Origin of the sequence: Psychroflexus sp. S27, assembly GCF_002810405.1 — a bacterium.
In the GTDB taxonomy this organism is placed as follows: domain Bacteria; phylum Bacteroidota; class Bacteroidia; order Flavobacteriales; family Flavobacteriaceae; genus Psychroflexus; species Psychroflexus halocasei_A.
On sequence record NZ_NEXQ01000019.1, the window covers coordinates 175,770 to 196,269 of the forward strand.

16 protein-coding genes and 1 pseudogene are annotated in these 20,500 nt (G+C 32.1%); 4 read left to right on the plus strand and 13 right to left on the minus strand.

The window, feature by feature from the left end:
* Positions 1–118: 118 nt before the first annotated feature.
* From CAP47_RS03540 to CAP47_RS03555, 4 genes are read left to right on the plus strand one after another with little or no spacing between them, the layout of a single operon-like run.
* The gene (locus CAP47_RS03540) at positions 119–1,360 is read left to right on the plus strand and encodes a M48 family metallopeptidase (RefSeq protein ID WP_317042679.1); all 1,242 of its coding nucleotides are present in this window, start codon (positions 119–121) and stop codon (positions 1,358–1,360) included.
* A 28-nt stretch (positions 1,361–1,388) separates the two neighbouring features.
* Positions 1,389–3,608 (plus strand): RelA/SpoT family protein, encoded by a 2,220-nt coding sequence (locus tag CAP47_RS03545; protein WP_100775406.1) that lies wholly within the window; start codon positions 1,389–1,391, stop codon positions 3,606–3,608.
* 18 nt (positions 3,609–3,626) lie between these two features.
* Entirely contained in the window at positions 3,627–4,088 is a 462-nt protein-coding gene (locus CAP47_RS03550; protein WP_093240531.1) for a Fur family transcriptional regulator, read from the plus strand.
* A 2-nt stretch (positions 4,089–4,090) separates the two neighbouring features.
* Positions 4,091–5,362, plus strand: a complete 1,272-nt coding sequence (locus CAP47_RS03555; RefSeq protein ID WP_100775407.1) for an adenylosuccinate synthase — start codon at positions 4,091–4,093, stop codon at positions 5,360–5,362.
* Positions 5,363–5,462: 100 nt separating this feature from the next.
* Here the strand turns inward: CAP47_RS03555 and CAP47_RS03560 are convergent, their stop codons facing one another.
* The 13 genes and pseudogenes from CAP47_RS03560 to CAP47_RS03620 form a co-directional block, all read right to left on the minus strand.
* Complete coding sequence (locus tag CAP47_RS03560; RefSeq protein WP_093240523.1) at positions 5,463–6,044, minus strand: cytochrome b/b6 domain-containing protein; 582 nt, start codon at positions 6,042–6,044, stop codon at positions 5,463–5,465.
* Positions 6,045–6,061: 17 nt separating this feature from the next.
* Positions 6,062–7,561 (minus strand): ArnT family glycosyltransferase, encoded by a 1,500-nt coding sequence (locus CAP47_RS03565; RefSeq protein ID WP_238140943.1) that lies wholly within the window; start codon positions 7,559–7,561, stop codon positions 6,062–6,064.
* A gap of 89 nt (positions 7,562–7,650) precedes the next feature.
* Entirely contained in the window at positions 7,651–8,277 is a 627-nt protein-coding gene (locus tag CAP47_RS03570; RefSeq protein WP_394330494.1) for a lipid-A-disaccharide synthase N-terminal domain-containing protein, read from the minus strand.
* 1 nt (position 8,278) lies between these two features.
* Positions 8,279–8,992 (minus strand): glycosyltransferase family 2 protein, encoded by a 714-nt coding sequence (locus CAP47_RS03575; RefSeq protein WP_093240514.1) that lies wholly within the window; start codon positions 8,990–8,992, stop codon positions 8,279–8,281.
* The gene (locus tag CAP47_RS03580) at positions 8,979–9,935 is read right to left on the minus strand and encodes an NAD-dependent epimerase/dehydratase family protein (protein WP_093240509.1); all 957 of its coding nucleotides are present in this window, start codon (positions 9,933–9,935) and stop codon (positions 8,979–8,981) included. Before CAP47_RS03580 ends, CAP47_RS03575 begins: the two co-directional genes overlap by 14 nt.
* 42 nt (positions 9,936–9,977) lie before the next feature.
* Positions 9,978–11,256 (minus strand): annotated as a pseudogene (locus tag CAP47_RS03585) (DUF3570 domain-containing protein).
* A 10-nt stretch (positions 11,257–11,266) separates the two neighbouring features.
* Positions 11,267–11,479, minus strand: coding sequence for a DUF4266 domain-containing protein (locus tag CAP47_RS03590; protein ID WP_100775409.1), 213 nt, complete (start codon positions 11,477–11,479; stop codon positions 11,267–11,269).
* Positions 11,476–12,459, minus strand: coding sequence for an FAD:protein FMN transferase (locus tag CAP47_RS03595; protein ID WP_100775410.1), 984 nt, complete (start codon positions 12,457–12,459; stop codon positions 11,476–11,478). The genes CAP47_RS03590 and CAP47_RS03595 overlap by 4 nt, the downstream gene beginning before the upstream one ends.
* Complete coding sequence (locus CAP47_RS03600; RefSeq protein WP_100775411.1) at positions 12,449–12,877, minus strand: thioredoxin family protein; 429 nt, start codon at positions 12,875–12,877, stop codon at positions 12,449–12,451. The genes CAP47_RS03595 and CAP47_RS03600 overlap by 11 nt, the downstream gene beginning before the upstream one ends.
* 75 nt (positions 12,878–12,952) lie before the next feature.
* A complete protein-coding gene (locus tag CAP47_RS03605; protein WP_100775517.1) occupies positions 12,953–14,338 on the minus strand; it encodes a sensor histidine kinase in 1,386 nt (461 codons plus the stop codon).
* Positions 14,331–15,011, minus strand: coding sequence for a response regulator transcription factor (locus CAP47_RS03610; protein ID WP_100775412.1), 681 nt, complete (start codon positions 15,009–15,011; stop codon positions 14,331–14,333). Before CAP47_RS03610 ends, CAP47_RS03605 begins: the two co-directional genes overlap by 8 nt.
* Positions 15,012–15,014: 3 nt before the next feature.
* Positions 15,015–16,175 (minus strand): efflux RND transporter periplasmic adaptor subunit, encoded by a 1,161-nt coding sequence (locus CAP47_RS03615; protein WP_100775413.1) that lies wholly within the window; start codon positions 16,173–16,175, stop codon positions 15,015–15,017.
* Positions 16,176–16,177: 2 nt separating this feature from the next.
* A complete protein-coding gene (locus CAP47_RS03620; RefSeq protein WP_100775414.1) occupies positions 16,178–20,500 on the minus strand; it encodes a CusA/CzcA family heavy metal efflux RND transporter in 4,323 nt (1,440 codons plus the stop codon).

The following is a 20,500-nucleotide window of genomic DNA, read 5'->3' on the forward strand; positions in this document are numbered from 1 at the left end:
AATTGAATATCACAATACTTTTACGGCTTAATGTTGGTTTCATTTTTTTAAGCTTGTTTAAATCTAGCTTTTGAAGTCACTTCATTATTTAATTTTACTTTTGCTGAAACTAAAGATGATGATGACTTCAGATTTTATTTTTTATCTAATTGTCGGTCTTATTTTAGCCGACTTTCTCTTTGATTTATATGTTTCCTTGCTTAATGCAAAACATTTTAATGATCCTGTACCAGAGATTTTGTCTGATGTTTATGATGATAAAGAATATGAAAAATCACAAGCTTACAAACGTCAACAGCTTTATTTTGGTTTAATCAATTCAGGTTTTAGTCTGTTGCTAATTTTGAGTTTTATTTTTTTAAACGGTTTTGAGTGGCTTCATCATTTTTCGTCATCACAGTTTGATCATCCGATTTTAATCAGTTTAGTTTTTTTTGGTGTTCTTTTCGGTGCGTCTTTCATCATTAATTTACCTTTTAGTTACTATCAAACATTTGTCATTGAGGAAAAATTTGGTTTTAACCGAAGCACAAAAAAGGTTTTTTGGCTTGACCAGCTTAAAAGTATTGCTTTAACAATTATTGTAGGAGGTTTGGTTCTGGCACTCATCAACTGGTTTTATCTCTTATTAGCAGATAACTTCTGGTGGTTGGCTTGGCTTTTTACGGCGATTATCATTGTATTTATGAACTTGTTTTATTCAAAATTGATCGTTCCTATCTTCAATAAATTAAAACCATTAGAAGAAGGTGATTTAAGGCATAAAATTGAAGTATATGCTGAAAAAGAAGATTTTAATCTCGACAAAATTAATGTCATTGATGGTTCTAAAAGAAGCTCAAAGGCCAATGCTTATTTTTCAGGTTTTGGTTCTCAAAAACAAGTGACGCTTTACGATACGTTAATTGAAAAATTGACACCTGACGAGGTTGTCGCCGTGTTAGCTCATGAAGTCGGCCATTACAAGAAAAAGCACATCATTTTTAATTTAATGATGGCATTGATTACAACAGGCTTGACTTTCTATATTCTGTCTTTTTTTATCATTTCACCTATAATCAGTCAAGCATTAGGTGTTGAAGAACCTAATTTTCACATAGGTTTGATCGCTTTTAGCTTTATTTACGCACCTGTCAATACTATTTTAGGAATTTTGACAAATATTATTTCTCGTAAATTTGAATATCAAGCTGATAATTTTGCTAAGGAAACTTTTTCAGGAACTTATTTAATGAATGCTTTAAAAAAATTATCACGCGACAGTTTATCTAATTTGACACCCCATTCTTTAAATGTGTTTTTAAATTATTCGCATCCAAGTTTACTTCAAAGGTTTAGGAATTTACGACAGAATGTTTAAATTTAACGGCAGCTAGAGATATTGATATATGGAATTAACCGAGGAGTATTTAGAACAGGAAAAAAAAGCAATCGCACAAGAATATAAAGAACTGCTGCGAATTAGCTACAGAAGCCTAACGGATGAAGATAAAGTGATGATCAGAAAAGCTTTTGAAACTGCCGTTGAAGCACATAAAGAGCAAAGACGAAAATCTGGTGAGGCTTATATTTTTCATCCTATTGCTGTTGCCAAAATTGTAGCTTCGGAAATAGGCTTAGATGCCACTTCAATTACCGCAGCTTTATTGCATGATGTTGTTGAAGATACTGAATACACACTTTCCGATATCGAACAAATGTTTGGCGAAACGGTCGCGCGCATTGTTGATGGTTTAACTAAAATTTCAACATTAAAAAGCGATGGTGATATTTCACTTCAAGCAGAAAACTTCAGAAAGATGCTGCTGACCTTGAATGATGATATTCGTGTTATTATCATTAAGATAGCCGATCGTCTTCACAATATGCAAACAATGGATGCGATGCGTCCTGACAAACAGGTCAAAATAGCTTCTGAAACGCTTTATATATATGCACCTCTAGCACATCGAATCGGACTTTATAATATCAAAACAGAGCTTGAAGATCTGAGTTTAAAATATACTGAACCAGAGGTTTATAATGATATTTTGAGTAAAATAAAAGACAGCAAAGAAGATATAGAGTCTTACATTCAAAGCTTTTCTGGACAAATCAAACAAGCTTTAGATAAGGAAAGTATTGCGTGTGAAATAAAAGGAAGACATAAATCAATTTTTTCAATTCGTAAAAAAATTAAAGCTCAAAACATCAGTTTTGATGAAGTTTATGACAAGTTTGCGATTCGTATTATTTATGAATCTACGCCTGATGATGAAAAGTTTTTGGCTTGGAAAATCTATTCAATCGTCACTGATTTTTATCGACCTAATCCGACGCGCTTACGTGACTGGATTTCAGCTCCAAAATCTACAGGATATGAAGCTTTGCATATTACCGTTATGGAACCTGAAGGTCGCTGGGTTGAAGTACAAATAAGAAGCGCTCGCATGAATGAAATTGCCGAGAAAGGTTACGCAGCACATTATAAATACAAGCATGGAGATCAAGACGTGGAAGAGCAAGGTCTTGATATATGGCTAAATAGATTACAAGATGCCTTAGAAAATAACGAGCTCAATGCGGTTGATTTTGTTGAGCAATTTAAACTGAATCTTTATGCTAAAGAAATATTTGTTTTTACACCTCAAGGTGATTTAAAATCTTTACCGAAAGGAGCAACTGCGTTAGATTTTGCCTTTACAATTCACACAGATGTTGGTATGCAAACGCGTGGAGCTAAGGTCAATGGTAAAATTGTTCCGTTAAGTAAGGTGTTAAAATCTGGGAACCAAGTTGAAATAATCACATCTTCAAATGCTAAGCCCAACAAAAACTGGCTTGACTTTACAAATACTGCCAAAGCGAGGTCTAAAATTAAATCAGCTTTAAATGCAACTAAAAAACAAGTTGCTGAAGATGGAAAAGAAATTTTAAAAAGAAAATTAAAATCTCAAAAGATTGACCTTAATGAAAAGAATGTCAATGAGATGGTTAACTTTTTTAAATTAAAAACCAGTCAAGATCTCTTTTATCGCGTAGGAATTGGAACGATTGATAATGTTGCTATTAAAGATTATGCGTCATCGAAAAGCAATGCTTTTGTTTCATTCTTTAAAAATAAAATGCGACGTCCAAGTAAAACTCAAGTGAAAGATACTTCGGATGAAATCACTGAGAAGTATGATCAGTTGGTTATTGGAGATGATGAACAAAAACTAGATTATACTTTAGCTAATTGCTGTCATCCCATTCCTGGTGATAGTGTTTTCGCGTTTACAACTGCTTCAGGAGAAATAAAAATTCACAAAAAAAATTGTCCTAATGCAATACAGCTTCAAAGTAACTATGCTTACAGAATACTAAAAGCAAGATGGATAGATTCTTCGCAAGAAGAATTTACAGCCAATATTAAATTAACTGGTATTGATGGCTTGGGCTTATTGAGTGAGATTACAGCAGAAATCTCTAAAAACATGACGATTAATATGCAAAGCATCAGTTTTAAAAGTAATGATGGTGTTTTTGAAGGTAAAATAGTTGTTAAGGTGAAAAATAATGCTGAAGTTAATAAGATCTTAAATCGCCTTAAAAAAATAGAAGGAATTGATAAGGCTTTTAGAGAATAAAAAACTTAAATTTGCAACATGGCTACAAAAAAAAATATTAATAACGATCAAGCTGTCGTCAAAAATGTTTTTACGAAGTTTTTAGAAGATAATGGTCATCGTAAAACACCTGAACGTTATGCTATACTTCAGGAAATTTACGACAATCAAGAGCATTTTGATATTGAATCATTGTATATCACTATGAAAAACAAAAACTATCGCGTCAGTCGAGCAACGCTTTACAACACGATAGATTTATTACTTGATTGTGGTTTGGTACGAAAGCATCAATTTGGTAAAACACAAGCACAATACGAAAAATCATATTTTGATAAACAACACGATCATGTGATTATGACAGACACAGGAGAGGTGATTGAGTTTTGTGATCCGCGTATTGAATCGATCAAAAAAACAATAGAAGAAGTGTTTGACATTACAATTGACAAACACTCATTATACTTTTACGGCACTAAAAATAACGATAAGACTGACTAAATATGGCAGTAGATTTACTTCTAGGTCTTCAATGGGGAGACGAAGGAAAAGGTAAAGTTGTAGATTACCTCACAAAAAACTACGACAGTATTGCAAGATTTCAAGGCGGGCCAAATGCAGGACACACACTTGAATTTGATGGCATCAAACACGTTTTACACACTATACCTTCAGGCATTTTTCATAAAGATGCAATCAATATTGTAGGTAACGGTGTTGTTATCGACCCTGTTATTTTTCAAAAAGAACTTGATGGTCTTGAGAAATTTAAAATTGATTACAAAAAATCATTATTAATTTCTCGCAAAGCACACCTGATATTACCAACACATCGCTTGCTTGATGCAGCATCAGAAACTGCTAAAGGAAAAGCAAAAATAGGCTCGACACTCAAAGGTATCGGACCTACTTATATGGATAAAACTGGCCGTAATGGCTTGAGAATTGGTGATCTTGAGATGGATGATTGGAAAGAAAAATACCGACAATTAGCCAATAAACACCAAAAAATGATTGAGTTTTATAATGTCGATGTTCAATATGATTTAAAAGAACTTGAATATGAGTTTTTTAAGGCAATTGAAAAAATCAAAGAATTGACATTTATTGATTCTGAAGAGTATATACATAGATTTCAAGCCGAAGGAAAAACAATATTGGCTGAAGGTGCACAAGGTTCATTATTAGATATTGATTTTGGAACTTATCCTTTTGTAACATCTTCTAACACAACAGCAGCAGGCGCATGCACAGGTTTAGGAATTGCTCCTACAAAAATTAAAGATGTTTTCGGGATCTTTAAAGCTTATACGACAAGAGTAGGCAGTGGTCCTTTTCCAACAGAACTTTTTGATGCTGATGGTGAAAGAATGGCAAAAGTAGGACATGAGTTTGGAGCAACTACAGGTCGCTCAAGACGTTGTGGATGGCTAGATTTAGTCGCTTTAAAATACACAACACAAATTAACGGAGTTACAGAGTTAATGATGATGAAAGCTGATGTTTTAAGCGGTTTTGACACTTTAAAAGTCTGTGTGGGTTATGAATATAAAGGAGAAAAGATAGCACATCTTCCTTTTAATATTGAATCAGAAAACGTTAAACCTATTTATAAAGAATTTGAAGGTTGGAGTGAAGACATCACGAAAGTCAAAGATTATGATGCTTTACCTAAAAACTTAAAAACTTATGTAGAATTTATCGAGAAAGAATTGAAAACACCTATCAAGCTTGTTTCCGTAGGTCCAGACAGAAAAGAGACTATTCTTATATAAAGATAATAATTTTATTATAATGAACAAAGCCTTCTCAAAACTTGAAGACTTTGTTCATTATGGATATTAATAAGTCTCTAAATTTGAAACTTTCAAAATGCTACTTTTTATTAAAAATAAATTTCCCACTTACAATTCTTGAAATAATTCCTTTTTGATTAGTGAATTCTGCTAAAAGAACACCCGATATATGAATGATAATATAAGCAACTAAGTAATAAATAGAAAGTTTATGTATTTCTTCGGTTATTTTTTCCCATGCTTTCGGCCCAAACTCAATTAATAAACCTGTAATTAAAGAAATGACAACACCTATATAAAAAAAGATATAAGTCCATTTTTGGAATTTTTCTTTGATGTTCAATTCTTTATTTAATGGATTTTGTAAGCCCATTTCATCAAATAATGGGAGTAAGAATCTTAAACCAAATAGACCAACTAATACATATCCAGTGTAAATGTGCCAATCCCACATGGGTTTTCTTATTTGCTTTGCTAAAACAATTAACTGCTCTTGAGGTAAGGATTGTCCGTTTTCGTTAAGAAAATTTCCTATAATTCCAGCCACGTGTTCTTTTTCCATCCATGTTAACCTTAGGAAAATGGTGATTAATAAAAAAGAAAATGATATGGCAATTACCCAGTGGATGATGCGATAAATTTTCGAATATGTTCTTTTCATGATGCTTTAGTTTAAAATTATTTTGTGGCAGACTTACCTTGAATTGTATAAACAACATACTGATCTCTCTCTCGCTCTTTAAAATAATTTCTATCGAAACTTTCTGTTGATAGCACAGTATATTTTTTCTCAATTTTATCTTCAAATTCCTGAGCAGCATTCTTATTGACGATTACTAGAATTTGTTCTTTGCCATTTGGGATTTTTGAAATCTTAAAAGGTTTGGATATTGTACCAGATTCCCAAATGACTTCAGGTCGGATTTCAGCGTAGTAGTATAAAGGGTTTTTTATCTGGAAAGAAGCTAAGGTTTTGAAATCTTCGTTTCCTTTCATGAATTTTATACCATAAGTACCAATAAAGCTTATAATTACAATTAAAAAGATATTCGATAAGAATAAGCTCTTTGATTGTAAAGGTCTGAAGTTGAAAAAAATTAAGCCTGAAACTCCAAACATAAAAATAACTAGTATATAATACCAAATCCAAAATTCAGTTGTTTTTAACTCAATAAAATAAGGTAGAGCAACTATAGAAATGCTAATCAAAAACAAGATCAAATAATGAAGTTTCATCATGTATTTGCTAAGCTTGTCAAGTTTTTTAGTTTTAAATTGATAAACTAGAATTTGAGCTATATTCAATGCTAAAGGAAATAAAACAGGCACTAAGTAACGCGATTTTTTTTCTGGGATAATTGATAAAAGCACCACGCCTATAATAGTCCAAAGCCAGCTGAAAAGATATAATTTTTTGTTTTTTACTTTAGTCTTGAAATAAGGGTAAATTAAACTAAGAAATGCAGGAATGGTCCAAATGCCAGATTGTATAAAAAAACTCCAGTAGTAATAAAAAGGTTTTACATTATAACTAGACCAGTTATTGGCTTCCTTATTAGCTATTTCTAAAAAAACTTTAGTGTTTTCTAATCTAACATATAGATACCAGCTTGCTCCTAGTGCTGTGCCTAAGATTAATAAGACTAATATGATTATTATATGTCTTGTTGTAGATTTATACGTTATCAAATAAGCTATAATAAAAGGAAGAAAAAGAGCGTATAAGTTTACAGGCCCTTTTGATAAAACTGAAATAGCAAAACCTAAAATCACGAGAAATGCATACAAAAATTTAAGTTTTGCAGACTGTATAGTTTTCACCATAAATAATAATCCTCCAATCATAGCTACATGTGTATAGGTGTCTGATGGGGCTTCAAACCTTATGGCTATATAATAAAATGAAGAGCCTAGGACTAACCCCGCTATTAAAGCTAGTTTTTTGCTGTTACTCAATGCTTTAAACAGATAATAACTTAGTAAAACACCAAGCGTTGCCGTTATGCTTGTTGGTAGTCTATTTAAAACGATGGAGTTAATATCAAATTGAATAAGTGGAGTGCTAAACCAGGAAGGAAAAGGAGGCTTTTCATAACGAGGAACATCATTCATGGTCGTTAACAACCAATTGCCTTCAGTCAGCATTTCTCTGGCAACAATAAAATTTCTAGCTTCCATAATTGAAACTTGCAATGAACTTAAATGAAAGCTATATGCTAAAATACAGAATATGATTAATGTTAGAGTAGGATGTTTTTCAATAAATGTTAACATGGTTTTAAGGATAATAAATATATGTTTCTTGAATAAATAAAAATTCCAAAAATATGGCCTAAAATCAGAACAGGATCAATTCTTAGCAAACCATAAATTAAGATTAAGATTGATCCAGACAAGCTGATAATCCAAAAAACAAGAGGTAAACTAGATGTTCTTTTCTTTTCAGAATACAACCACTGATAAATAAAACGGGATGTGAATAAAACTTGACTAATAATGCCTAATGCAAATAAAATATCTGACATGTCATTATTAAATATTAATTTATTGAGATCAAGTGTGTTATTATTATAGTAATAGAGCACGATCAAAAAGGGAAATATGACTAAAAACCATCGGAGGAATACAGGAAATTTTTTCCATTGTTGCGCCAGTTGAATATTGCGGATATAGATGAAATAAGTTAAACTCTGACCAAGCATAATTGCAAAGTCGTTCCTGAGATAACCATAAATAAACAATAGAAATGAAGCCAACAAACTGAGTTGCCAAAAGAAGCGTGGCGCCACAACTTTCTTTTGTTTTTCAGATGAAAGCCATTGGTATAGAGTTCGACTTGAAAACAAAATCTGTGCTGTAAAACCTATCACATAACTTAAAGTTTCAGTTATCATGCTATGATTTTGTTTTGTAATTGATGTATTTTTTTTTCATCCACATATAGGCAAAACAATCGATTAATGGACCAAAAAGTCTATTAAATAATCCAAATTTGGCCTTACCAGCAACTCTAGGAAAGTGTCTAACTTCAATTTGTTTAATCAATCCGTTTTGTAATAAAATCATTGCCGGTAAAAAACGATGTAAACCTTTAAACATTGGTATTCTTTGAGCGTAACTTGTTTTAATTATTTTGAGAGGACAGCTTGTGTCATCCATTCCATCATTTGTAAACCAGCGTCTAATAGTATTAGCAATTTTTGAACTCATATTTTTAACGAAACTGTCTTTTCTGTTATTTGACCGATTACCTGTTACCAAATCATATTCACCTATATGCTCTATGAGTAAATCAAAATCTTTAGGGTGTGTTTGAAGGTCAGCGTCTATATAACCCGTCAATTCTGTTTTAACATGGTCAAAACCTGCTTTAATAGCAGTACTTAATCCATAGTTTCTATCAAAATTTATATATTGAAAACGCTCATTTTCTTTACAAATTGATTTGATAATTTTTAAGCTATCGTCAGTCGAGCCATCGTTAATAAACAAAGCTTTACTTTGAAGTTTAGAACTTTTAAAATAATCTAAAAATTCCCTTTCTACTCTCTTTAAGTTTTCTGACTCATTAAAAACTGGGATGATAATCGTTAATTTATATTTTTCCATGTTTTAAAATCATATTATTATACCATTTTATTTGTTTTTTTATACCCTCATTTAAATGTGTTTTTGGTATATAGCCTAACAACTGTCTTGCTTTACTAATATCAGCGACTGTTTCTTGTTGGTCAGATTTTCTCGGAGATTTAGTCTCTATAGAGATGTGTTTTTTTAAGTTTTTTTCAACAAATAGAATACCGTTTTCGGTTGTCTCTTGTTGGAAATTACCAATATTAATGATTTCTAAATTTGTTTTTTTATAATTTTTTATGACTAAATAAATTCCATTGACAATATCATCTACATATGTAAAGCTACGTTTATGTGATTTACTGCCTTCAAAAAGTGGGAATTTTTGATTATTAATGCCAGCAGAAATAAGTTTTGTATAAAGTTTATCTGGTCGTTCTCTAGGTCCATAAACTGAGTATAATCGCAAGGAACAAGCCTTAAAATGATGTTTTCTAGCTTCGGCTAAAACCAATTGTTCGGCAGCTAACTTTGTGACGCCGTAATAAGACGTCGGCTCCACTTTTGCTTCTTCATTTTTAGTAGCAAACTTGCCGTAAACTGATGAGGTGCTGATATTGATAAACTGTACCAATTGTTTTTGGAGTTTGGCGAACTCAACTAATTTTTGGGTCGCAATAAGGTTATTGTTCAAGTAACTTTCAAAAGAACTTGTCTCTGATATGCCGGGTTGCGCAGCAAAATGAATGATAAAATGATAATCTTGATCAAGCATTTTGTAGGTGTTTTCATCACAGAGATTTCCTTCAATGATTTTTATGTCTTGAGCATTTAAAACCTCTGCATTAAAGCGCTTTAATTTTGTATCATAATAATCATTAAAACTATCAACACCTTCAACCACAAAATTTTTCTGGTGAAGGTATTCAGCCATATGGCTTCCTATAAATCCTGCAATACCGGTGATGAGTACTTTCATTTAAATTGTTTGTTTTTTGTATTCGATTCTAAAAAAAACTATTTAATGCGCTATAAAACTAAAACCAACTGAGGTGATATGAGCAGAGAAATTCTGAGTAGTTCGTTCATAATAGTTATATTCTATGTCTATACTTTTTAATCCAAAACCACCAATATTAAGCTTGTTGAGTGGATCATAAAACTTAAAACCTAATCCGTATTGATGTGCATCATAATCATCCAAATCATAATCTGAAGTATAAAATTCTTGTGTTGATAAAATGTTATTATACTTGCCAAAATAATCAGCTTTGCTTTGTGTGTAATATCTATACATTGGATACAAATATACCAATCTTTATAGGTAATTCAGCTTTAAATGTGTGTGAATTTACACCCCAGTCATCTGTGTAAAATCGATAATAAGTTCTAAAAACAAAATTTTGATTGATATAAAAACTACTTCGATTACCAATTGCAATTTTTGTTCGTGTGTCAGGTAATTGTTCTATATCATTACCTAACCTGAAATTTTCAATAATAGTTTCATTAATGTCAGAAAAATAGACGCGTTGATGTGGTGTTGAAAGCAAACCGTCTTGAAGTACAAAATCTGCTAAAAATGCTGTTTGTATAGATTTTGATAAGATTTGTGAATAGCTTAAACCTAGACTGTAAGAGCTTCTGTTTAAAGAACTAAATTCAGTATAATTATTATCATAATTAGTTTTACCATCAAAAATATAATCATTCAAGTTAAAATCATCTCTAAATTCAATGGGGTATTGCGGATCCCATGAATCTATAAAAACATTAGCTTTAAGTTGTAACTCTGTATTTTTCTCAAAGAAAAGTTTAGTAATGCTACCACCAAAACCAAATGAAGTGTAATCATATTCATTGGCAAATGAAACATTTCCTCTTAAAATCGTATTTCTGTCATCAGATGAATGTGAATAATCAGCAGTTAATCCAAACCAAGTATCTTTTTCTGAAGCACCTGAAGAAGCCACAAAAGCATCTGCAGGTTGTTGACCATCAAATGGATTTATATTGCTAGATGAAGCTGAAGTATAGGCAGAAACCGTTGCATCAATACTTAAAACATCATCGTCATTGAGTGGAATGGCAACATTAATTGATGGGGCGAAATCCGTTAATTCTTCAGTGCCACGACCACCAGTGACAGCGGCATTTTCACCATCTTGAGAATAATAACTTGATAGCAAATTAATCTCAGTTGATTCTAAAACACGTTTTTTATATTCAGTTTGAGCTTCTTGGGCAATAACATTAAACGTCAAAAGCAGAAATGTAATTGTATAAAATATTTTTTTCATTTTTCTTGATTTAGTTACAACCACAGCCTCCACCAGTTTTACCACCATTGGCACCTGCTGAAGCTTCTCGGTAAGATTGTAAAGTTGACTTATATTTATCTAGCTTACGCTCTGATAAAACCATGTCTGGATCGTTAATATTTATTTTCTCGTATTCTTTTACCGTAGCACAGGACGTAAAGAAAATACTAATCACTATTAGTTTTGCGAATGTTTTTATCATTGTGATGTTATATTTATTTTTTTTGATGTGGCTAAACTGCCATCGTTTCTTACTATAATTGCTTCAACTTGTGGTATTTGGTTAATGATATTCAAACCTACATCTGATCCCATTACAAAAACTGATGTCGCTAGCGCATCAGCCATTTCAGCTTTAGGAGCAAAAATGGTAACACTTAAAATTCCTTTAGTAGGCATTCCTGTTCTAGGATCAATGATATGAGCGTAACGCTCACCATCAATAGTTATATATTTTTCGTAATTTCCTGATGTGACTACGGCTTGATTATTTAATTCAAATAAACCGTAGCTTTTTGTCTTATCTAAAGGATTTGTAATTGCAATTTTCCATGGTTTTTCATCAGGTTGTTCTCCCCAAGTATTCATATCGCCAGATGCATTTATAATTCCACCAACAACGCCTTTTCTTATCAAAATTTGTTTGGCCTTATCAGCGGCATAACCTTTACCAATTGCTCCAAAGCCAATTTTCATTTTCTTTTTTTTGAGAAAAACAGTTGACTTTTCTTTATCTAAGACAATTTGCCTAAAATCAATGACTTTAACAGATGCATTAATTAGACTTTCAGCTGGCATGCTATGTGCTCGTCCGTCGAACTTCCATATATGATCAATAGAGGCAAAGCTAATGTCAAAAGCGCCATCAGTAATTTTGGAAATATCAATAGAGCGCTTAATGAGTTGAAGAAGTTCATCATCAACTTTTACTGGTTTTATACCTGCGTTACGATTAATTGCAGATGTTTGTGAAGTTGGTTTCCAAGATGATATTAGGTTTTCTATGCGCTTCATTTCAGCGATAGCTATTTCAAAATATTGATTCGCTTCTGTTTGTGAATTTGCCACAACAGTAATATCAAATTTACTTCCCATAATACCAAGATCACGTTTATAAATTGATTGACTCAGAGAGCTAAACCCAATAAAAAAAATAATTATTAAATAAAATCTACTTTGCATAAATCGCTTTGATGTAATCTTCTGGAGATAAATTTTTGTAACCTAGTTGATTCAGTACTTTTCCTTTGGCATCGAGTAACAAAACGTAAGGAAAATATCCATTAGCATTGTATTTTTCAGCTAATGCATTGTTCTTTGATTGTTGAATTTCTGATAATTGGTTTTTCTTGCGTTTAGGAAAATCAACTTTTAATAAAATCAACTTTTGTTTTGAATGCTTCTTAAAAGTTTCACTTTGCCATATTTCGCGATCTAATTTTATGCATGGTGCACACCAGTCTGATCCTGAAAAGACTAATAGGATTTGCTTTTGTTCTTTTTGAGCCTCTTTTTTTGACTTCTCTAAATCAAACTTCCAATCTTGGCCATACATTGAAATATTCAGAGTGAATATTAAAATAACAAAAATGTTTTTCATAACGTTATAGGTTTATTACAAAATAACGGTATAAGTAATTTTAATGTATAAAAATAGACATTTCTTAAGCAAATCTTAAGTTTGCGACCTTAAAGGTATTTCGATACTGAAAGTAGTAGTTTTAGCTGAAGATAAATCAAGTTTGATATCTAATAAATGTGCTGCCTTAGTGATAATTGCTAAGCCTAATCCATCACCTTTAATTGTGTTTGTGTGTTCTATATTTCGATAAAATGGGTTGAAGATTAGTTTTTTTTCTTTATCAGAAATTTTAGGGCCGATATTGCTGATTGAAATTTTTAAATTTAACTTGCTTAAGAAAAACTTAATGTCAATTGTTGTATTTGGATTTGCATATTTTACAGCATTAGAAATTAAATTGTCTAAAATTAAACTCAAATAGGTTTTGTTAACATAAAACTTAGTTTTAGAAACTTTTTTCACGTTTAAGCTAATATTTTTTTGTAGTATTTGCTGTTTGTAATTTGTTAGGATAGCTTCTGTTAAGTGATAAATATCTAGTTTTTCAACTTCAATATTTTTTTCTTTGTTGTCAAGTCTTGCCAATACAAGTAATTTTTCCAATGTATTGGCCATGCTGTCTATTTTATTGATATTCTGTTGTATTTCTTCAACATATTCTTCAGTTTGACGCTCTTTACGAATCAAAACTTCTAAGTTGCCTTTAATGACAGAAAGTGGTGTTCGTAATTGATGTGAAGCATCAGCAGTAAATTGTTTTTCACGTCTGATAGCTGCATCAATACGGTTTAAGAAATCATTGATTGTTTTTGATAAAGTTTCCAATTCATCTCCAGTACTTGGTTCTGGAACACGCTTGTTAAGATCGTTCGAACTGATTTCATCTACAGTTTTGGCAATTATTGTGATTGGTTTGATAGTCACTCTTGAAATAATTCTAGATGTAAAAAAAGTAATAACCAACAGAATTGGGAAGATTATTAATAGTGTGTCAGAAAGAGATTCTAATAGTATTTCTGAATCATCTATAGGCATTGCAATAGCTAGATAACCATAATTTTTTTCTTGATTTATTAGAGGTAATTGAATTTGTCTAACTTTTTTATTTTCTAAATGCTGATTGACTATAAATTTAGTATTCCTGTATAGATCAAACTTAAGTGAGGCATTATATAGATTAGGAGACTTATCAATTATGTTACCATTTAAATCAACAATTTCAACATATAAAGGAAAGGTTTGAACTTCTACATGTTCTCGCTCTAGCCACTCGTCTTTATACACAAAATAGACGCTGTCATTAACATATGTAAGTTCGTTTAAATGTTTTTGAGCCTCAAAATTTAAATGTTTATCAAATTCATTGAAAATAGTATTTTTAACAGTGAAATAAATAGCTATAAAAACAATTAAAGATAGACTCGCTATACCCAAAACAGAGTATGTAGCAATTCTATTTTTAATTGATAATTTATTCATCATTTGCTATAAAACCAACACCTCTTACGGTTTTGATCAATTTATTTTTTTGAAGTTTTAATTTCTTTCTAATCGCATTCATATAAACGTCTAAAATACCTGTATTATATTCAAAGTGGATATCCCAAACATTTTCAATAATGGATTGTCTTGTACAGACCTCACCCTTATGACGAATTAAATGCGTTAGAAAATTGAATTCTTTATCGGTTAATAATACTTTTTTGTCACCTTTCTTAACGCAATGTTTACTTATATTAATTTGGATATCACCAAGCACTATAATTTCATCAATTTTATAATGTAGCCTTAAATGTGTTTCTACTCTGGCAAGTAATTCTTCAAAGTTAAAAGGTTTCTTAATATAATCATTAGCACCACTCCTTAAACCCTCAATTATATCTTCTACTGTGTCTTTGGCAGTTAAGAAAATAACAGGAGTGGTGTTTTTTTTATGTCTTAACTGCTTACATACATCAATACCTTTCACTTTTGGCATCATCCAGTCCAACAATATAATATGAACTGTATTTTGTTCTAATACTTTAAAGACATCTTCGCCATTTTTTACAACAAGACAACGATAGCCTTCCTCACTAAGGCCTAATTTTATAAATTTTGCAATACCAACCTCGTCTTCTGCTATTAGTATTGTAAAGTCTGAATTGTTCATTTATTAATGCGAATGTCCAGCTGAATCTCCAGTCAATAAATCGAATGTTCCTTTTGTTAAAAAGACTGTATTCATATCAATTTCAGCGGATGTGATTAAAGGTTTAAATGAATTTTGTTGTTCAGTTTTCTCAACTTCTATTTTTTCAAAAACATAATGATCACCGTCTTGTTGCTTTAACTTTAAAACATAAGTATGTCCATCTAAATCAGCAAAGGCTGATTCGGGTAAGGCAAGTTGTTTTTTGGTTTTTTTATTAAATGAAGCTTTTACAAACATCCCAACCTTAAATCGTTCAGATTCATCTTTAGGATGTGCATGAACCTTGATGCTTCTGTCACTCTCGATTTCAGCACCGATTAACCTCACGTAGCCTTCATAAATACTATCTGAAATTTCAGGAATTTGAAATTCTACAGCTTGATCTGATTTTATGAAATTGAGATCTTTCTCAAAAACTTTCAATTCTAAATGCACGTGATCAGTATCGATAATTTCCATCATCGGTTCAGATTTAGCTACATAAGTTCCTTGAGAGATAAACATTTTAGAGATTTTTCCAGAAATAGGCGAATAGATTTTTATTTTCTCAGAAAAATGTCCATCTAAAATTCTTTTTGAACTTAAATTCATCAGCTGAATTTTTTTCTTCAAAGCATTGTCTTTTGCCTGAGCAGCTTTATAAAGACTACGTGTTTCTTGAAAAACCTTTTGTGAAATAACTTGATCATCATATAGATTTTTCTTGCGCTGAAATTCAGATTCTAAAAACTCTAATCTGGCATTGTTTTCAATATAGTCTTGTTGAATTGTAATATAATCCGGATTAGAAAGCTCGGCTAAAACATCGCCTTTATCGACCATGTCACCGATTAAAAGCGATGTTTCTGAAACATAACCTTCAAAAAAGGTTGACACAGACGCTTTGTTTTTTGGTGGGACATCAATTGAACCTCTAACGCTAACTTTATTGGAAAAGCTTAAAGAATCAGCTTTGCCAAGTTCGAAATTTGCTGTTTCAAATTGCGTTTGAGAAACCTCAATATGTTCATCATTATGCGAAAGATTATCTTCATTTTTCTCATCCGAATTTTGATTTGATTCAGAGGAAGTACATCCTGCAATGATGATAAATAGTATATATAAAAATTTTAAATTTTTCATGATTAATAGTTTAAGGTGAAGTAATTAAGTTGGATAACGCTTGTATTATAAGCTCTGATCAATTCAATATATGCTAATTTGATGTCTTGTGCATTTTCAATACTTTGCACATATCTAAAGAAATCAATCTCCCCGTTTTTGAAGCTTGATTGAGAACTTTCAATTATTTGATCAGCGACAAGTAATTGGTTTTCCTCAAAGTTATCTAAACTCTTTTTTTGTGTTTTATAAATGTTCAAAAGCTTTTCTTTTTGACTCTCAAAATCTAATTTGGCTTGAGCTTCATTGGCTTGTGCCGCAATTTGTTTATGTTTTTTTGCTTTGATGTCTGATCGATTTCCGAAGAATAATAATGGCACCTTTAAGCCAATTTCATAAATATCATAATTTGTTGAAATGTTTGAATTGGTTTTTATTGAGTAGCCTAAACTAATGTCAGGAAGAAGCTCATTTTTGGCTAAAGCAGCTTCTCGTTCACTGATTTTAGTATTAATTTTTTGTAGCTCTAAACCAGGATTATTCTCTATTTGATTCAAATCTAAGGTCAATCTAGAAAGTTTTCCCCCATTGAGATTGAGTTCTTCGGCTTGTACAATTTGCTTTAAACCTAAAATTGCATTATCGAGTTCTTGCATCATGTTATTGCGTTGGACTTCAATTTGTTGTTGCTTAGATTTTGCGGTGATTTTCTCTAAATATGTCGATTCGCCTTCTTCAAATTTACGTTTTGCCATATAGGCAAAGTCTCTGTAAACACTATCTAATTGTTTATAGATATTCAGTTTTTCAGTTGCTGCCAAATAATCTTGATAAGCGATATAAAGTGCTTTCGTTTGGACAATCTCTGAAAGTTGAGTTTGTGTTTCAGCATATAATGTTTTCGTTTTCAATAAACGTTTTTGGGTTCCGTATAAAGTAGGGAATTTAAAATCTTGAGAAACTCCATATTTCATCATAGGTTCACCTTTGACTGGATCAACTTCCAAGTTATCATATCCGAAACTCAAATTTGTTTTGTCAAACTTAAATGCATTGCCTTCATTCATCTTTTCTGACTCAGCTAAAAGTGTTTGAGCTTTTAAACCTTGATTATTCAGAAGCATCTGATTTTTTAATCTTTCGATTTCTGACTCTTGCGAATAAGCTGAAAAGCTGCAAATAATAAAAATAACAATGCTTAAAGCTGATTTAGAAATTTTCGGTTTATTTATTTTATTTTCTACAATCATATATAAAACAGGTAAAACAATTAAAGTTAGAATTGTTGAAGTGATAAGACCGCCAATAACAACAGTAGATAAAGGTCTTTGCACTTCAGCACCAGCTCCTGTTGATAAAGCCATTGGTAAAAAACCTAAAGCTGTTGAACTGGCTGTTAATAGAACAGCACGTAAACGATCTAAAGTCGCTTTTGTAATGTCATCTTTAGTTAAACGATGTTTGCTCTCTTTAAGATCTTTAAAATATTCTGCGAGAATAATTCCGTTAAGAACTGCAATTCCAAAAAGCGCAATAAAACCAACACCTGCAGAAATACTGAAAGGCATATCACGTAACCATAAAAGGAAAATACCGCCGATGGAAGCAAAAGGTATTGCCGTAAAGATCAATAAGGCATCACGGTGTTTTTTTAATGCGAATAAAAGCATAAGATATATTAGTACAAGAACAATAGGCACGACAATAAGGAGATGTCTTGTAGCACTTTCTAAATTTTTAAATTCACCGCCATAGGTCAAGCTATAACCAACAGGAAGATTTAAATCTGCATTAAGTGTATTTTGGATATCTGTCACCACCGATTTAAGGTCACGGTTTCTTACGTTAACACCTACAACAACACGTCTTTTTGTTTCGTCCCTTGAAATTTGTGCTGGGCCTTTTTGAAGCTGAATATCAGCGACTTCGCTTAAAGGAATTTTACCAGAGTTTGGTGTGTCAATCATTAAATTTCTGACATCATCAATATCTTGTCTTTTGCTTTCATCTAACCTGACAACAAGGTCAAAACGTTTCTCTCCTTCAAAAACAACACCGACTTGTTTACCTGCAAAACCTGCGGCAAGCATCATATTAATATCTTCGATGTTGAGACCGTAACGAGAAATTTTTTCACGTTTAAAATTAACAGTCATTTCAGGTAAACCAACTATCTTTTCGACACTGATGTCAGCGGCACCTTCAATAGATGAAATGAGCGCCCTTGCTTCGTTTCCTTTTTGAGCTAAAACATTAAGATCTTCGCCGAAAATTTTAACTGCAATATCAGTTTGAACACCGCTTACCAATTCATTAAAACGCATTTTGATAGGTTGCGTAAACTGGATTTCCATACCTGGTATAATGCTAAGTTCTTCTTTCATTCTATCAGCTAACTCATCTTTTGTTGATGCTGATTCCCATTCTTTTTGGGGTTTTAGTCTAATAATGATATCAGAGTCTTGCATTGACATCGGATCAGTTGGGACTTCTGCAGCACCAATTTTACTGACAACTTGCGTGACTTCAGGGAATTTATTGAGTAAGATTTGTTCTATTTCTGTCGTTCTTTCAATGGTGCTTTCGAGAGATTTACCTGTTTTTAAGACGGGCTGAATCACAAAATCACCTTCGTCTAGAGTGGGAACAAATTCGCTTCCCATTTTGGAAAAAGTAAAAGCACCAATACCAATTAAAAGAACAGCTGAACCAATTATTATACGTGGATGATCCAAAGACCATTTAAGAACGGGCAAATATCCACGCTTTGTGCTATTGATAATTTTATAAGAGAAAGTTGATTTATTTTCTTTTTTAGGTTTTAGAAATAGACTGCATGCAACAGGAATCCATGTAAAACATAAAAACATAGCACCAAGTAGGGCGAAACTAAAAGTTAACGCCATAGGTCTAAACATTTTTCCTTCAACGCCTGAAAGTGTTAGAATAGGTATAAAAACAATCAGAATAATCAATTGTCCGAATATGGCTGAATTCATCATTCTAGAAGCGCCAGAACGAGTTAGTTTGTCTTTAAGATTTTTGAATTCTTCAGAGTTTAATTTATTAAAATCTTTATGTTTCATCATCATTTTAAAAGCGACAAACTCCACAATAATGACGGCACCATCAATGATAATCCCGAAGTCAAGCGCCCCCATACTCATGAGGTTTGCATCGATATTAAAGATATACATCAAGCTAATCGCTATGAGGAAACTTAATGGAATAACAGAGGAGATTATAAGTCCAGAGCGTAAATCACCGATTAATAAAATCACGATAAATGCGACAACAAATAATCCGATCAATAAATTTTCTGAAATTGTAGAAGTTGTTCTGCTAATTAATTCACTTCTATCTAAAAACCCGTTGATGTGAACACCTTCAGGTAAAGATTTTTCAATTGAATTGAGACGTTCTTTGACATCATTAATAACTGTATTGGCATCAGCATCTTTAAGCATCATCACTTGACCGAGAATTTTTTCACCTTCTCCGTTTCCTGTAATAGCGCCAAATCTTCTGGCGTGCCCGTACCCAACCTTAGCAATATCACTGATGTAAATAGGATTGCCATTTCTGTTTTCGACACTGATGTTTCTGATATCATCAAGACTTTTAACCAAGCCTTCACCACGTATAAAATACGCCTGATTGTTACGCTCGATATAGCTACCGCCTGCAACAGAGTTGTTTTTTTCTAAAGCTGTAAACACCTTATCAATGCTAATATCAAAAGCATCGAGTTTTTCAGTATTAATGGCAACTTCATATTCTTTAAGATAGCCTCCCCAGGTATTAATCTCAACAACGCCAGGAATTCCTGAAAGTTGACGTTTCACAATCCAATCCTGAATACTTCTTAACTCCATTACTGAGTATTTGCCTTGGTGTTCTTCTTCAACTTCTAAAGTATATTGATAAATTTCTCCAAGGCCAGTTGTAATTGGTCCCATTTCTGGTGAACCAAATTCTTCAGGAATTTTTTCCTTTGCCGCATTAATTTTTTCTGCAATTAATTGTCGAGGTAAGTAGGTTCCCATATCATCATCGAAGACAATAGTCACAACAGAAAGTCCGAATTTACTGACAGAACGAATTTCAGTTACGCCAGGTAAGTTGGACATCTCTAACTCAATAGGGTAGGTGATGAATTGCTCAACATCAGCAGTTGATAAATGCCTTGAGGTTGTAATAACCTGAATTTGGTTGTTGGTAATATCTGGAACAGCGCCAATGGAAATTTTTGTGAGGGAAAATAGTCCAAAACCCACTATAAAAGCTGTTAATAATAGAATGAAGTATTTGGACTTCAAACTAAAATCAATAATTTTAGATAACAT